Here is a 16,709-nt window from a genome sequence, read left to right on the forward strand (position 1 = left end):
AACCTTAATAAGGAAAGACAGATCATTCCACTTATCTGAGTTTAAGTTTAGGTCAACCTATCTGGTTGCGCTTAAAAACAGGATTGCTTTTTATAAAAGCGATTTATAAAAAGCAAACCCCTATTTTAACTTGGTCAGTTTTTCGACTTCTTTCATGGTTTCTTTAACCGATTGCTTAATCGGCTCATAATCCAGGAACCAGAATAGATTCACACGCTGATCTTTATGTTGCTGGGCGAGTAAATCAATCACGCTCTTTTCCCCTCGCCCAACCAAATGTCTGCGATAAAAATAATAGACCAGCAACACAGTGGTGATGAGCATGACAATCAACATACTCCAAAATCCAGTCGGTGATTTCAAACCTGGAATAAACTCAAAGTTCATTCCATACACTCCGGTCAATAAAGTGAGCGGTGCAAAAATGGCGGTAATAATGGCCAGGATGCGCATATTTTCATTGGTTTGATTGGCGATGGCTGAAAAATGCAAGTCGATTGCAGCTTGAATGGAAGCACGAAGACGAATGGTATGTTTTTGAATTCTTTCCACATGGCTGACTAAATCATTCATACGGACCAGCATGATATCCTGTCGTTCAAACTTCTTTTTGCCTTTTAAATGCGGGTAATTATCGACAATTTCATCACGCAGTTCTTGTAAAGCATCAATTTGTTCTTCGCAAAGATTTTCCACTTGTTGAAAAGACATGCTTTCTTGCAACAACTGATTCCACTTGGTAAACCGGCGATGACCTTGCAACAATTCCTGCTGCCAAAACTCAACCCGTCGGGTCAACGGTACACGCAAATCCAGATAGCCATCGACCATACTGTTCAGCAAGCGCAAAGATAAATCGAGTGGGGTAAGAGGAAGTTTTCGTGACTTATTTTGTTCTTGTGTAGAACGGATAAAATTGGTTTCAATACGGGAAATATAATTTTCTATCGCTTTATTACCTTGCTCACGCACCGTAATCAGCACTTGATGCGTCATGATAAAACTAATCGGTGTGGTGGCTAAACCAAACATGTTTTCATGTAGTTCAAGCGCCTGCTCACCCGTTTCTATTTCATCATCTGGGGTAATGAGTTTACGAAAAATAAGTAAATCATAGTCATCCATGGTATCAAATGCGCAAGGATGCTCTAAATTCAGAATATCTCTGACATGAAATTCGTTTAAGCACACAGGTGTATGCTGATATATTTCTTTTTGCCATGCCTCCGCACGAGTGACCACATCCCCCCGAGTACAATCGATCCAGATAAATTCAGGTTCGGCTTCAGCATTGAGCTCTTTTTGTATAAAAATATGATGTTCTGTCGGATGTTGGTAGAAATAATAAACCTGCATTAAAACAATTCTCTATTCACAATTTTGCTTTGTTGTTGTTACTCGACAGAAACCTGAGCAACCCAATCTATCGGTCTTAAAATTATGAGCTGCGCTAAAAACTTAAGCAATCAAATAACACCTTATTTCCAAATCTCAATCCAAGTTAAATCCCAAAAAAAAGCCCTGAGCAAGCCAAAGTGATGACTTTGACGAAGCTCAAGGCTTTTCATAGATTTTCATTCACATGAGTTAGCCCATGTGAATATTCAAGACATTAAACTTGTTCGATGTCTTTCATCGTCAATTTAATACGACCACGGTTATCAACGTCAGCAACTTGTACTTTAATTTCCTGACCTTCTGTCAATACGTCTGCAACATTGGCAATACGTTCGTTAGAAATTTGAGAAATATGAAGTAGGCCGTCAGTACCTGGCATGATGTTTACAAACGCACCGAATTCAACGATACGGATGACTTTACCCGTATAAATTGTACCTGGTTCGATTTCAGCAGTAAGCGCCTGGATTTTAGCAACCGCAGCAGCCGCAGCTGCTTTAGTTTCACCAAATACGCGAACTGTACCGTTATCTTCGATATCAATTGCCGCTTTAGTTTCTTCAGTAATTGCACGAATAGTCGCGCCGCCTTTACCGATTACATCACGGATTTTGTCCGGGTTGATGTTGATCACCTGGAATGTAGGCGCATGCATAGAAATTTCAGGACGAGCGCGTGAAATCACTTGATTCATTGCGTTCAGGATGTGCATACGACCCGCATAAGCCTGGTTCAATGCAGCTTCCATGATTTCTTCAGTGATACCTTCGATCTTGATATCCATTTGAAGCGCAGTAATACCGTTTGCAGAACCGGCTACTTTAAAGTCCATGTCACCTAAGTGATCTTCATCACCCAAGATGTCAGAAAGAACTGCAAAACGCTCGCCTTCTTTCACTAGACCCATTGCAATACCCGCAACTGGTGCTTTCAATGGAACACCTGCATCCATAAGTGATAATGAAGCACCACATACAGAAGCCATTGAAGATGAACCGTTAGATTCAGTGATGTCAGATACGATACGGATTACATACGGGAAGCGGTCAGCTGGTGGAAGCACGGCTTGAACACCACGACGCGCCAAACGGCCATGACCGATTTCACGACGTTTAGGACCAGATTCACGACCCGTTTCACCTACAGAGTATGCAGGGAAGTTGTAGTGCAACATGAAGTTGTCAGTTTTAGTACCAGACAAAGTATCAACCATCAATGCATCACGTGTGTTACCCAAAGTTGTAGTAACTAATGCTTGAGTTTCACCACGTGTGAATAATGCTGAACCGTGTGCACGGTCAAGAACGCCTACTTGTACGTCTAAGCCACGAACAGTTTTCGTGTCACGGCCATCAATACGTGGTTTACCAGACAAGATGTTGTCACGAACGGTACGGTATTTTAAGTCTTCGAATAATTCGTTCACTTCATCAGCAATACCCGTTTCGTCATTTTCTGGAACGAATTGAGCAACTGCTTCAGCATAAAGTGCATCAAGCGCCGCATAACGGTCTTGTTTAACTGCAATGGTGTATGCTTCAGAGATTTTCGCTTCGAATGCTTCTTTTAATTTAGCAAGAAGCGCTTCGTTTTTAACTGGAGCAGTCCAAGTAGATTCAACCGCGCCTGCAGCAGCAGCAAATTCTTTAATCGCTTGAATCGCGATTTGCATTTCGTCATGACCGAAAAGCACTGCACCCAACATTTGGTCTTCTGAAAGCTCTTTCGCTTCAGATTCAACCATAAGCACTGCAGATTCAGTACCCGCAACAACAAGATCAAGATCAGATTCTTTCAATTGTTCGTAGTTCGGGTTAAGAATGTATTCGCCGTTGATTAAACCAACTCGCGCACCCGCGATTGGACCACGGAACGGAGTACCTGCAATTGACATTGCAGCTGAAGTACCGAGCATTGCAGCAATGTCAGCATCCATCGTTTTATCAGAAGAAATAACAGTTGCTGTTACTTGGATTTCGTTGAAGTAACCTTCTGGGAACAACGGACGAATTGGACGGTCGATTAAGCGTGAAATTAAAGTTTCAGCTTCAGATGCACGACCTTCACGTTTACCATAACCACCTGGGATACGACCGGCAGCATATTGTTTTTCTTGATAGTTAACAGTAAGTGGGAAGAAGTCCTGACCTGCTTTTGCTTTTGGTTGAGCAACAACAGCAACAAGTACAGTTACACCGCCCATAGTGATTACAACTGTGTTTGCTTGACGTGCAACACGACCAGTTTCTAGCACAACCTGGTGTTGACCGAACTGGAATTCTTTACGAATAATATTAAACATCGACATGTATTTTTGTTTCCTGATTTTATTCTAGTGGAGACCCCTAAGGTTTGGCATTCACATTACTCAGCTGTAAGTATAAATGACAAAGCTTAGAAGCCGACCTCACCAGATTGCCAAAACACTAATTTAAGACACAAAGAAGGAGCGAAACAATCGCCCCTTCCCAATACCTGGCCGAAGCTAGGTAGACTTTCTTTTTCAGTCTGACAGCATTCAAAATGCAATAGTCCGAAAAATAAGTTTAATCGAATTAACGACGTAAACCTAAAGCAGTGATCAAAGCGCCGTAACGAGTAGTGTCTTTACCTTTAAGGTAGTCAAGAAGCTTACGACGTTGGTTAACCATACGGATAAGACCGCGACGGCTATGGTGGTCGTGTTTGTGTTCTTTAAAGTGACCTTGCAAATCATTGATTTGTGCAGTCAACAAAGCTACTTGTACTTCAGGTGAACCAGTGTCGTTTTCAGCGCGAGCATATTTAGCAACGATCTCTGCGCGATCTGCGTTTGTTAAAGCCATTCGATTTCTCCGAGATGCTTAAAAAATTACATATGATAGGAATCAATTGATCACTCAATTGACTGCCGTGCATCACTACAGCAAGTGCGCTATTTTAAGGGAAAAGTCAGGTGATTGCAAAAATAGAAACATGTTTTCATCTTTTTATTTCAATTCGCTGATCAGCTACAGTTTTTATTTTTCTATCTTTAAATTTAGCTTAGCAATCCAGCAATGAAATCACGCGCTCCAGATCGGTTTTTCATTCTTTTTTTATATGTTGAGAAGCGTCATTCTAAGCATTCGCATCCATTGCATACATCATCATACCCATACAGGATAAAAAAAGCCCAAGCTAGGCTTGGGCTTTTTTTGCGCTGTAGTTTCTTATGTTTTAATAATTATTATTTTATTTATAGTAATAATGTTCGCTGTTTCGCGGTTATTATTATAAACAATCCCTGTGTAACTAGTACTTCCCTGTGTGATCGATTTTGCCATAAAGCTTTATGTAAAGAAGTCGCCTTTTGCGTATCTATTTGTAAGCTTTTACGTACATTAATTATTTTTTTATTACCCGGTTAATGTGACCTACCTAACAATATTATTTAAATACAATAACTAATCATTAATTCAATATCTATCGAATACAAACCCTGACATTCAACCCTTACTTTAAAATAAACCCACTCATATTTTTGGTGTCCATGACAGATTAAGCAAATCATTTTGTGAAAAGTGATATTTTTTACATATAAAAAAGCCCTGTAGTCTCTCCCAAAACTACAAGGCTTAGCGGCTGTAAGTTTCCTCTTTTACTTACTTCACTGTAAGTTCGCTGTCTCTCGACATTATTATTATATTTTATGGCGATTTTACCCAACTTTCCGTGTTGAGCTTTTTATGTGCAGCCATCATCTCAAAAACATTCATAAAGCTCTATGCGGCAATTTCTCGAATCGCTGTAAGCAATTTCGTACAAAAGCAAAGTTTATTTATTTATAGTTAACAATTTAGTCAATAACCTAGAAATTATTAATCTTCTCTAATAACCCGCTTTTTCTCATAGTTTTGACGGTTAAAGATTGTACTAGAGCGTCTTGATCAGCCAAAAGACTCACCACCTTTTTGGCACGGGTAATAGCGGTATACAGTAATTCTTTACTTAATAAATCCTTTGCTGTTTCATCTAAAACCACCACGGTATGGGTAAATTCTGAACCTTGAGATTTATGAATCGTCAGCACAAATGCCGTTTCAATACTTTTCGGTAAGCGGGTAGCAGGTACCCATTTTTCCAAACTTGGGAAATAGACCTCAAACTGTGATTGTCCATCTCGACTGCGTTTAAAACAGATTCCGATATCACCATTCGACAAGCCCAGTTGATAATCGTTATACGTCATCATCACTGGACGACCGACATACCAGTCCCCTTGCTTGCTCATCTGTAGTGATAAAGCATCAAGTAAGCGTTGTTCGATGTGTAGATTCAACTGGGTCAAACCCAAGGCACCGTGTCGAATGGCGGCCAAAATTCGGTAATCATCAAAAACTTTGACCACTTGTGGTACCCAAATTTCCGGCTCATCGGCAGTTAAATAGCTTTTCAAGACTTCAATATAAGGTTGATACCCCAACATCAGTTTGTCGTAATAAGGGGTTCGGTCAAATTGCTTGGACATATGCTGTGGCAGATATTCCAGCTGAATTTGATCCTCCATGTCAGATTGAAGGGGTACAGATTTTATTTCACTCGGATGAACCACTTGCTCGGCAAACTTCTCTAACAATGCTGCACCATTTTGAGTGGGTTGTTGCGCTTGAATAAATTTCGCCATTTGACCAATCAATGCACCCTCTTTAAAACGGCGACTGGTGACCAAATTCACTCGATTCTCGGCTAAAGCGGGGACTTGCTGTAAATCTGCCAAGACTGAACCGACATCGACTGCTGCCAACTGATCCGCATCGCCCAATAAAATTAACCGTGCCTGATCAGGCACCGCAGACAACAACATATTGGCCAAACTTAGGTCCAACATTGAGGCTTCATCGACCACAATCACGTCATAAGGCAAAGGTTGTTTGGCATGAAACCGCGGTTGGTAGTTAGTTCCCAAACCCAATAATCGGTGAATGGTAATCGGATTGAGTCGTTTTAAATCATCAGTGACCAAATCCTGCAACTTTTCGTCATTCAGCGAATTTTGCAGCGCCTCTTTCATACGCTGTGCAGCTTTACCCGTCGGGGCTGCCATGGCAATACGGATATTCGGCAGCGCTTGATTCAGCACGGCAATAATACGTGCCAGCGTGTAGGTTTTCCCTGTCCCTGGCCCACCGGTAATAATATTCAGCGCTTGCTTCGCCACCATACTTAAGGCTTGAATTTGGTGTTCATCTGTTAATAAATCGGGATAAGCCGAAATATCAACCGCTTCGATATTTTGCTGTTTTAAACGTGCAACTTGCTGAGCCAAAGACTGTTCCAATACCCAATAGCGATATAAATACAAACGATTGTCTTCATAAACAAAGGGGGCAATCTGCTGCTGAATATTGGATACTGAAACCACTAAATCATGGAGTGTATCGGCTTGTGCTTGAGTTGCAGAAATACAACTGTCGCCTTGTTGAATCGCTTCCAGAACTTGCTCGATAATATCGCTGCTATTTTCCTGCTGTGATGCATGACTAAAAGGTTTCTGGCGAATAAACTGACTCCAAGTGCTGATCCATTCAGCGCTTTGGCCCTCTTTATATTGTTTATTTTCCACACATTTACCCTCAAAGTTATCCACAGCTTAATTTGTTGTTTAAAATCTACTAATTTCGACAAATCAGGCAATTTTGCTGCTTTTATCTTCAGCAAAGTAGCCCAAAATAGCATCAAGACGCAGGACAAATTCGGCATCCGGTTTCCAGTGATAAAAACCATGTTCAGCTTGTCCATTCATTCCGCGCAAATACAAATAACTTGCACCACCCAAATGCATCTCAATGTCATAGTCCTGCATTTGAACCGTTAAATAACGATGCAACGCCACCAGATACAGGCCTGCCTGCAACCAGTAACTGGCTTGCGACATACTTTGCCTGATTTCCGTTCCGGCATAATGCGCTTGATCTGTGCCTAAAAAGTTACTTTTATAATCGGCAATGTGATATTGCTGACCATCAAAATAAACCAGATCGATTGAACCTGTTAAATAACGTGCAGAATTGGCTTGGTTAAAATCCAGCATGTCTATGCCATATTCTGCGTACAGTTGATGAATACGTTGAATCGCCAAGACATGATCGGACAGAGACAAATAAAAGGGAAATTCAGCCAGATGTTCATGTTCGGTCAGTTGATTCAGCTGAAAATCCTGATGCAAAGGCGTGACTAAAACCTGTTGCAACCATTCACTCATCCAGGCAATCAGCTGTTCTTCATCCTGCTGCTGAAATTCCTGTTCATATTTATTTGATAATTCTAACCATAAACCTGGATAGTCATTTTTAAAACGGCGGCGAATTTCCAAAGGCCAATCCTGTTGATCTTTGAAATCGATATGTTCAAAAATTTCATGCAGGAAGGTTCCCGCCACAGTACCCATTGGAAAGTTACGTTTGATCCATGACAGTGGTTGGTTCGAAACGGTTTCAACCGGTTCAACCACGTGAATTTCATCCGCTGCACTGAGCATTGGTTCGGTATTGACCGCCAAAGCATCCATCGCTTGTTTACGGCTTAAATGCTGTGCCAGTGCGCTGAAACTGGTTTTGGAACGTGGGTAAAAACGTTGTGTGGGAAATTCCAAAGCCTGTAATGGTAACGGTTCCTGCTGTTGTCTGAGCTGTAACTTGATCGGCTTGTCATTCAGCAAAGCTTCATCTGCACTCCCCGGATGAGCAAAAATTTGTGGTGCTTGCCCGCGCCAGAACGCCAAACCATGATTCGATTTGCCATCCTGATCCTGCAACATCGCATAGACACGATGGCTTGCTCGAGTGAGTGCTACATACCAGAGTCGATGCTGCTCTGCGACTGCACGTGCATTGTGCTGATCAATTGCAACTTGTTCCAGCAGATTCTTGTCATTCACCGCAACCACACGCTGCACTTCAACTTTACCTGTCACCAGATGCACATGATCTACGGTAGAAAAGTTCAGGGTTTTGTTCATTTCCCTGAAGTCTTTATCTGCACCCAATAAAAAGACAATTTTAAACTCCAGTCCTTTGGACTGATGAATGGTCATCAGTTGCACCCCTGCCTCATTCGACAGTTTGCGTTCCAGTTCCCACTCCCTTTCCGCAGGAGATTGCAACTGTTTCAAATACCAGTAATAAAGTTTTTGTGCACCTTGATATTGTTCACTGTGCTGACTGAGTAATTCAGTCAGATGACGTAAATTCACTACCGTGCGTTCATTATCCCGGCTTTGGGTGGCCACCAGATTTTTCCAGACCTGAAACAGGTTCAGACAATACTGCCACGCGGTTAAAAAACCTTTTTCCAGCCACATTTCACGAATACAGTCGAAGTCGTAAATGAACTGGCTTAAACCATCTGCCTGCGCTTCAAGTTGAATTAGTTGCTGCAAATTAAAGCCCAATAATCGGCTGAGTAAGGCACGCTTGATTTTGCCTTCGTCATAGGGATGCATGATGGCAGTCAGCACCGCCCCGACATCTTTAGCAACCTGATGATCAAACACGCTACGTTTCGATGGGCGATTGACCCGAATGCCTAAACGCTCTAATTCATATTGGACTTTATCCAGACCATCATGGTTTTTCGATAAAATCGCGATGTCATTTTCGATCAGATATTTCGGGCCAGTTTTTTCTGCCAGATAGAGTTTTTCTTCTATGCCCTGATTGAGTAAATCCCGAATTTTCCACGCAACCTGAATCGGCTCTGCTTTTTTATCACTCAATTGTAGCCAGCGTAAAGGTTGGTGATTTTCACCTTGTCCATCAATCAGCGGTGGATGGGGACGAACACCGACTTCAACTGGACTGTAAAACACCTCTTCACCAAAATCCATCTGACGCTGGAATAAAGCATCGACAGCTTCTACTAATGCTTTAACTGAACGATGGTTGTGTCGCAAACTGTATTCCTGACCTTGTTTGGACAGCACATCGGCACGAGCTTTGTTATAGGTCAACATGTCGCCACCGCGAAAGCCATAAATCGCCTGTTTTGGGTCACCGACCATGATCATGCAACCTTGCATATAGCGCTTCTGATCCCGCCAGATCCGCGACAGCATATCGTCCTGATCCTGGTTGGTGTCCTGAAATTCATCCACCAAAATCAAGGGATAATGTGCCTGCACAAACTTGGCAAAACGCAAACCTTGCTCACCTTGCAGTGCTTCCGACAATGTCCGAATTTGCTGGGCAAAGGTGGTTTCGCTTTTCTGTTGCAGCACTTGCGGTAAACGCTTTTTCACTTCCCGGCTTAAATAAAATTTCAAATAGGCATCCAGTAAATCCAGATCCATATTCAGTTTCGACAAAGCCTCACAGAAACTTTTCAGCGATTGTATTACCACATGCTGCTCGAACTGATTCAGCACATCTTCGGCACATTTATTCAGGACTTTTTTGGTGGCGAGATCAGTCAAGTTTTTTAGTGTTTTTTCAAAATGCGGTGCAAATAAAGCATAGCTGCGCTGTTCAGCCAAAGCCTGAATAAAAGCCGGCAAATCATCACATAGCGTGCGTTGTATCAAGCCATCAGTGCGCCATTTTTTCCCAATCACCGAGTGATATTGTCCATCAGCCGAATAGTATTCGCTCAGGGTGGGAATCAAGCTTAAATCCAGCTGAATAAAGTTATCCACCAGCTGTTCAAACTGGTTTAAATCCAGCTCTGGCGCAGTGACTTCCTGAAACTGTGCCGAAGCAAAGTTCAAGGTATTTTCCACCACAGGGACATAAGTGTCCTGCGATTTTAACTTTTGATTGAGCAGTAGATAATTAACCACATTTTGCGGTTGCAACTGAATCCATTCACGCAGTACATCATGAATCAGTTGATGGGTATAACTCTTGGCATCATCGGTGATATCGGCACGTTCAATTTTGCCACTTTCAAATGAAAACTCACGCAACAGCTTTTGACTGAAACTGTCCAGTGTTCCCACAAACAGTTCATCCAGCTGATCAAGCACCAGTTTTAAACGTTCACGGGCAAAATCCACACGCGTTGCATAATCGGTCAGGACTTTTTGAAATAAGGGATCGGTTTCAGCGGAAATTTTGGCCTGAATTTCAGCATCGGTTAATTTTTGGCAGCTTTCAAAATAACGTAAGGTTTCAACCAGACGCAGTCGAATCCGGTTTTTCAGTTCTGCTGCAGCTTTACGGGTAAAAGTAGTGGCAATCACCTGATTCGGCAGATACTGATTCAGTAAAATCCGCACCATCAAACTGGACAGGGTAAAGGTTTTTCCTGTGCCGGCCGAAGCCTCAATCCAGTGCAAGCCTTTGAATTGCATATCCACAATCGGGTTAAAGGAAATATTTCTTAAACTTTGAGGATGATTCATTTATTGTTATTCCTCAATCACTTGTTGATGCCAGAACACGGGCTGATAAAGCTGATAGGAAAATTGCGTGCAGGCATCTTCAAGCAAGGCAGTCGCATCCTGTTCCTGCAAAATAAACTGCCAGTCACGATGCATTTTAGTAGCTTCATTATCCGCGACAGAAAAACCGCTGAACTTGCCATCTTCATGCCAGTCTTTATAGATCACATCCATATCATCAATGCACATCTGGTTCTGTTCATTTGGTTGCCAGTCATGCTGTTTGTCTTTTTCAGCAATTTTAAGCAGCAATGCCGCAGGCAAAACCAAAGGTTGGCTTTGCCCATATTTCCAGGCCGCCAGCCAATGATCCAACCACTCGCGCGCTTTATTGGAAGTGACGCCATGACATAAAATGGTTCGGTCACTGAACACCACTATCCGTGCCAGTTTTTCGCCACCCTCCCCCATATTCAGATAAGCCAGCCAGAGTAAATATTCCAGCCAAACTTTGGCACGACGTTTGGCACGCGCACTCGATGCTTCCAGACTGACCCATTTTTCAGCACTATTTTTCGGCAGGTTAATGTTCATATACACATGATCATTCACCTTCCACACCTGCTGCGTGGTCGGTGTGACTTCAGGAGCATATTTCAACAATCGTGCTTTTAAACGTTCTTGCTCCACCACGCTCATCTGCCAGCTACTGTGTTGAAGTTTTCCAATCGGCAGCTGATCCATCAATAATTCAGGTTGCGCGGCACCCTCCTGCTTTTGCAAGAACTGGCGCACTGCATAACGTCCCAAACCATCCAGTAACAAAGGTTCCTGTACCGCGGGCAAATCTTCAGGATGCAAATTTTCCACACCGAGCGTTTTTAAATATAAGCGTGCCGGGAAAGTGACATCCTGAATCCATTGATGACTGTCCAGCACCTGAACATCTTGCTGCAGATTTTGATACGGCGTATTCACCCAAGACGAACGTTGCCCAGTTGCATGCCGCAGCTGCCCCGCCACACAGAACCACTGATCCTGATAACGCACCGGTCGAGCCGACTCAAAACCCACCGGATCAAATGGTAATAAAGGATGTACATGATAAAGTGACTGTAGTTGTTCAGGCACCTCCACCCCATTGATCTCCACGGTTGCATCCGCTTCTGTGTCGGGCTGTTTGGTCTGAACAATAAAGGCCAGATGCTGAATCAGTTCCTGCAACACGGTCGATGGATCACGCACTTCACCATCATTAATATCGAAGCCGTTATAAAACAGCCACAGGTTATCCTGCGCCAACAGCAGATTATCTAAAAATGCCCCCTGATCATCTTCCAGGCGGGAACGATCGCCTAACTGGGGTTTCAGTAAATCCATCAAATCGAAGGGTAAATGTTGGGTTCGATTCGGAAACTTGCCGCTGTCGAGTCCAAGCATCACAATCAATTTATATGGCACAGGACGGATCTGTCCGATTTGGCTAAAAGTAATCTGCCCAGTCGGTTCAGCATGTTCCAGCTGTGCTTCCAAAGTGGTGTTAATTTCCGCCAGCAAATAAGGCAACGGCAAACTTAGACTGCGCAAAGCATGATGATCATGTTCATCATAGAAACTCGCCAGTGTCAGCATTCGTTCCTGTTTTTTAATAATTTTATAAACAGCCGTTAAGGATTCAACACCTGCCTGTTCAAACTCGGCAATGTCCTGCATCAGGTATTTTAGCCACTGCTCGACAGGTACTGTTTTACCCTGTTCATGTGCAATCATCCAGTCACGGCGTGCATCAAAATCCTGATAAATCTGAATCAACTTGGCAATCAGTTCAAAGTCGCTTGGTAATACTTTGGCAAAACTCAGCGTGCCTTGAAACAAGGTATGTTCGGGAATGGCAATCCCCAAAGCCAAACGATCAAGCGCAAATTTAAAACTAAAACGGTAGTCTTCATCACCTGCGGACAAACTGCGTTGTAAATGCTCTGCATCCAGTCCACGTTTAAAACCGGCATCCACTAGTAATTCAGTGATACGTTCTATTGAATTGACTTCTAAAGCGTAGCGCTGCTGGGTAGCACCCAGACTGAGCCAATCGGCAAAATCCTCAATAGTAAAACGCCTTTGAATCAGCTCAATGCGCCCCAGCACGGCTTTCCATGCATTCAGGGCATCCAGCTGGGTCACACCGGCAATTTTAATCGGCAAATAAACACTGTCTTTAGAGAGTTGATGACTGCTGCCCGTTTTTTGCTGAATCAGATCACGTTCACTGGGTGGCGGTGCAAATACACTACGAATCAGCGGTTCAAGTTCACTCAAACTTGGGCTTAAAACCAAGATGTCACTCGGCCTGCGTGGTGCATCTTTAGTGCCTTGCGCCAGCCAGTGAATCAGTTGTTCTTTTAAAACTTCCAGCTGGCGCAAACTGGAATGGCAGACATGAATCTGTATCGAATCATCCTGCTCATCTAAAGCATATTGATGCTGTTCAGGCTCGACCAGATACAACACATCAGACTGAATTTTACCGAGCAGATTCTGTTTATATTCATCAACAAAGGCATCTGCCCAGACCCCATCTTCGCCGGAAGACAAGTTGGACAATAAAGAGAAATGATCACGTGCCTGTTTACCAAAACGGGTCAATAAGGGATGGCGTGACTCACGCTGTTCCGCATTAAAGTTTAAGGTAAATTCCTGAAAGAATTTTTCAATATCAGCATCACTGGCTTTCGGGTTTTTGGCAATAAAGCGTTCTTTGACCCTTACATCGTAACGTGCTTTCCAGTTCGGATCGACACTGTCTGCCCAATATTCTTGCGAAGGGTTGTAATGCAGAATATAGATATCGATGTACTGCCCCAAACGGCGTAAAAACTCCAGTTGCATTGGGGGTAAATCGAGCAAGGTGAAAATCACCAATTGTCGCGGCAGTTTTTTTAAGGCTGCTTTACGTGTTTCTGGATCATCCAGAATTTCCCAGAACATTGCATCAATACTTTGCATTTGCTCAAAGTCCTGATGAAACACTTCCTGCCACAACCAGCGCTGCCAAGCTTCCAGTTCGCGTGCCTGATTCAGGGTAAATTCAGAAATCTCAGTATTGGTTTTAAAGAACATATCTTCAATGGAGAGTTCTTTATTTTGCCCCCAAGCCTGTAACCAGTTGCTTGGACAACTGCACATATTCGGTGGACAATTTTTCTGGCAATGCCCGCGATATTCCATGTAATGGCTAAACAGGCGTGATACCTGTTCCGCCACCCAATACAGCATGCCCTGCTTTTTCAGCTGTTTTTCTACGCCTTGTTCCAAACGGTCGGCACTGTCATAAATCCGTTGCACAATGGAATGTAAAGGATGATCTAAGGCTAAAGGATTTTGTTCTGCCTGAATAAAGCTTTTCAGTGCCTGAAACACGCGCCACTTAATAATAATGCGGGGAATATTGGCTTTACGGACTTGTTCTTTTTGATCGACCAGCACCCATTGATAGGCTGACCACTGAAAACCACGAATACGGTGATGAAACTGGGTATTGGCACTGATGCCTTTTTGTTCTGCCAGTTTTTGCGTGAGCCATGTTTCCATAGCATGTGATGGCACAATAAAATGCTGAGTTTGCAGAACCTGAAAAGGCGTATTGGCAGGCTTATTCACGGTCGTCAACATGGCATGTACCAGTACATCAATACGCTGACTTTGAATCACATGAATTGCCATTAATTACCTACTCCTGTTTTTTCAAAATGAAATATCTACAAAACCACAAAGATTATTTACTATACATCTGCATCTGTCTATGTCACTTTTAGATTTCGGTTCGATTCAAAAATGCTTTGAAATTCGTACTTTAATAATGATTGAATAGAAAAACCAACACCAAGTTCAAGGTATTTAGATTATGAAAATAGATAAAATTCCAGACTCAATAGACCCAGCATTAGATCTGGAAGCCATTCGTGCGGAATGCTTAGAACTTGTCAAAAAACGTGCTTACTGTTCTGCAGGTGCTGCAGTCGTACCTGTTCCGTTTCTGGATGTTGTCATCGACGTCGGGATTTTGTCACAACTCATTCCAGAAGTGAATGCACGTTTTGGTTTGGCCCCTGAACAAATCAGCGTCTATGATCCAGAAACCAAACAAGTGCAGTGGAATGAACTGCGTAAACGTGGGGTCGAGTTTTCTGGTTTGGTGGTTGCCCGTACCGCTGTCAAAAAATCCCTCAACAATGTGGCAGCCAAGGTCATCACCAAACAAGTGACTAAATTTATCCCCTTAGGCGGACAAATTGTTGCGGCAAGTTTAGGCTATTTTGTGATGAAAAAAGTCGCTGGAGCCCATGTAGAAGAATGTTACAAAATTGCCAATGGTATTCAACAAAAACAAAAAGCACAGGTGGTGAATTAAACCATCTGTGCTAAGTGCTGGATGATCAAGGCAGATTAATCTCGCCGATGAGAGTCTTAATTCGCTCTCAGCTGTTTTAAAATGGCCCGTAATACTTCTAAACGTGTGGTGTTTTTATCATTGGCGGCAATAATATGCCACGGTGCATGGGCTGTACTTGTTCTTTCAAACATATCTGCTGCGGCATTTAAATATTCATCCCATTTTTCCCGATTACGCCAATCATCCGCGGTAATTTTGAAGCGTTTATGCGGGGTTGCTTCACGTACTTTAAAGCGCGCTTCTTGTTCATCCTTACTAATCGCCAGCCACAATTTAATCACCACCGTTTGACTATTGACTAAATCTTTTTCAAAACGGTTAATTTCATCATAGGCACGTTGCCATTCGGCGTCGTTGACAAAACCCTCAACACGCTCAACCAATACCCGACCATACCAGGAACGGTCAAAAATGGTAATATCCTCCTCCGTTTGTAACTTGGTCCAAAAACGCCATAAATAGGGATGACGCGCTTCATATGTCTCAGGTGCGGAGATGGGGTGAATATCATATTCACGTGGATCAAGATTTTTGACAATGCGTTTAATCGCTCCACCTTTACCTGCCGCATCCATTCCTTCCAAAACAACAATGGCCTTAAGATCATCAAAACGTAGGGCTTCTGCCACTTTAAGAGACAGGTTTTTCAGCTCTTTTTTATAATCTTCTTTGGTAATCGGCTGATTTTCAGGATGCAATAACAGTTCTGGAACAGCAGCTTGTTTCCATGTGGCTGTGCTTTGACTTAAATGTTTAGGACAATGATTCATGGCTGCCAAAATGGTCTGCGCAAATTGTTGATCTCGCATTTTTTCATCTTCACAATCGATAATTGTCCAGTCTTGAGTAAAGCGCTGACGTAGCTTTTGCACGTTGTCATATTGTTTTTTATTGCGCCAGTCCAGACCATGCAATTTGTGCCAATGCACTTCACTCGGATCAATATTATCGAGTCGTTTCTGCAAAGATTTCCACGACAAGTCAAACCAGACTTTAATCACGTCAACATGATTGTTTTTTAAATCCTGCTCAAAAGCACGCATATCTTCAATGTACGCATCAAACAGCGTTTCATCCAAGGGCTTGGACACATGCAAGGCGGTGACCAGCAAATCAGTGTACCAATTACCAAACATCACCATAATTTCACCTTCAGCAGGAATGGATGGTGCATAAGGTTGCCAAAAAGTTTGCTTCTGATCCAACATGATTGGTGGATCTGCTTTGACTCGCAAATAACGGGGATCGACCCATTCTCGGAGTTGCTTGACTGACTCCCCCTTGCCCGCCAATTCAATTCCATTGACTAAAACCAGAACACTTTTAGCATTCTTTTGATCGCGGGTATTTTTTAAAAGATATTGTGCTTCAATCAGATTCAAGGAGAGCTCATCTTCATCTAGCAGCTGACTTTCTATTTTTTCTGAAGGCATATAATTCTCAAATCTATCGTTCTTCATGGCAGTATAGCGAAGCTGAATACGACACAACATAGCAAGATGTGCAGTTTATGTTGCTTAGAAT

8 protein-coding genes are annotated in these 16,709 nt (G+C 42.7%); 1 reads left to right on the top strand and 7 read right to left on the bottom strand.

Annotation, left to right across the window (positions count from 1 at the left end):
- Positions 1-120: 120 nt before the first annotated feature.
- The 6 genes from HLH16_RS04505 to HLH16_RS04530 all read right to left on the bottom strand — a co-directional run bounded on the left by HLH16_RS04505 (position 121) and on the right by HLH16_RS04530 (position 14,455).
- Complete coding sequence (locus HLH16_RS04505) at positions 121-1,356, bottom strand: magnesium transporter CorA family protein (RefSeq protein WP_171528416.1); 1,236 nt, start codon at positions 1,354-1,356, stop codon at positions 121-123.
- A 256-nt stretch (positions 1,357-1,612) separates the two neighbouring features.
- Positions 1,613-3,700: a polyribonucleotide nucleotidyltransferase gene (gene pnp / locus HLH16_RS04510; protein ID WP_171528451.1), complete on the bottom strand. Its 2,088-nt coding sequence runs from the start codon at positions 3,698-3,700 to the stop codon at positions 1,613-1,615.
- A 253-nt stretch (positions 3,701-3,953) separates the two neighbouring features.
- A complete protein-coding gene (gene rpsO / locus HLH16_RS04515) occupies positions 3,954-4,223 on the bottom strand; it encodes a 30S ribosomal protein S15 (RefSeq protein ID WP_131287789.1) in 270 nt (89 codons plus the stop codon).
- Positions 4,224-5,227: 1,004 nt separating this feature from the next.
- The gene (recD, locus tag HLH16_RS04520) at positions 5,228-6,982 is read right to left on the bottom strand and encodes an exodeoxyribonuclease V subunit alpha (protein ID WP_171528417.1); all 1,755 of its coding nucleotides are present in this window, start codon (positions 6,980-6,982) and stop codon (positions 5,228-5,230) included.
- A 63-nt stretch (positions 6,983-7,045) separates the two neighbouring features.
- Positions 7,046-10,756, bottom strand: coding sequence for a UvrD-helicase domain-containing protein (locus tag HLH16_RS04525; RefSeq protein WP_171528418.1), 3,711 nt, complete (start codon positions 10,754-10,756; stop codon positions 7,046-7,048).
- 6 nt (positions 10,757-10,762) lie between these two features.
- Complete coding sequence (locus HLH16_RS04530; protein WP_171528419.1) at positions 10,763-14,455, bottom strand: exodeoxyribonuclease V subunit gamma; 3,693 nt, start codon at positions 14,453-14,455, stop codon at positions 10,763-10,765.
- A 181-nt stretch (positions 14,456-14,636) separates the two neighbouring features.
- Between HLH16_RS04530 and HLH16_RS04535 the strand changes: the two genes are divergently transcribed.
- The gene (locus HLH16_RS04535; protein ID WP_171528420.1) at positions 14,637-15,143 is read left to right on the top strand and encodes a hypothetical protein; all 507 of its coding nucleotides are present in this window, start codon (positions 14,637-14,639) and stop codon (positions 15,141-15,143) included.
- Positions 15,144-15,199: 56 nt separating this feature from the next.
- Here HLH16_RS04535 and pap read toward each other — a convergent pair whose 3' ends face one another.
- Entirely contained in the window at positions 15,200-16,618 is a 1,419-nt protein-coding gene (gene pap, locus HLH16_RS04540) for a polyphosphate:AMP phosphotransferase (protein WP_171528421.1), read from the bottom strand.
- Positions 16,619-16,709 lie beyond the last annotated feature (91 nt).

This window comes from Acinetobacter sp. ANC 5378, assembly GCF_013004315.1.
In the GTDB taxonomy this organism is placed as follows: domain Bacteria; phylum Pseudomonadota; class Gammaproteobacteria; order Pseudomonadales; family Moraxellaceae; genus Acinetobacter.

What these genes read in the sequence shown, in the direction of transcription:
- HLH16_RS04505 (WP_171528416.1), bottom strand. Translation starts at nt 1,356, where the DNA reads ATGCAGGTTTATTATTTCTACCAACATCCGACAGAACATCATATTTTT.
- pnp (WP_171528451.1), bottom strand. Translation starts at nt 3,700, where the DNA reads ATGTTTAATATTATTCGTAAAGAATTCCAGTTCGGTCAACACCAGGTT.
- rpsO (WP_131287789.1), bottom strand. Translation starts at nt 4,223, where the DNA reads ATGGCTTTAACAAACGCAGATCGCGCAGAGATCGTTGCTAAATATGCT.
- HLH16_RS04525 (WP_171528418.1), bottom strand. Translation starts at nt 10,756, where the DNA reads ATGAATCATCCTCAAAGTTTAAGAAATATTTCCTTTAACCCGATTGTG.
- HLH16_RS04530 (WP_171528419.1), bottom strand. Translation starts at nt 14,455, where the DNA reads ATGGCAATTCATGTGATTCAAAGTCAGCGTATTGATGTACTGGTACAT.
- HLH16_RS04535 (WP_171528420.1), top strand. Translation starts at nt 14,637, where the DNA reads ATGAAAATAGATAAAATTCCAGACTCAATAGACCCAGCATTAGATCTG.
- pap (WP_171528421.1), bottom strand. Translation starts at nt 16,618, where the DNA reads ATGCCTTCAGAAAAAATAGAAAGTCAGCTGCTAGATGAAGATGAGCTC.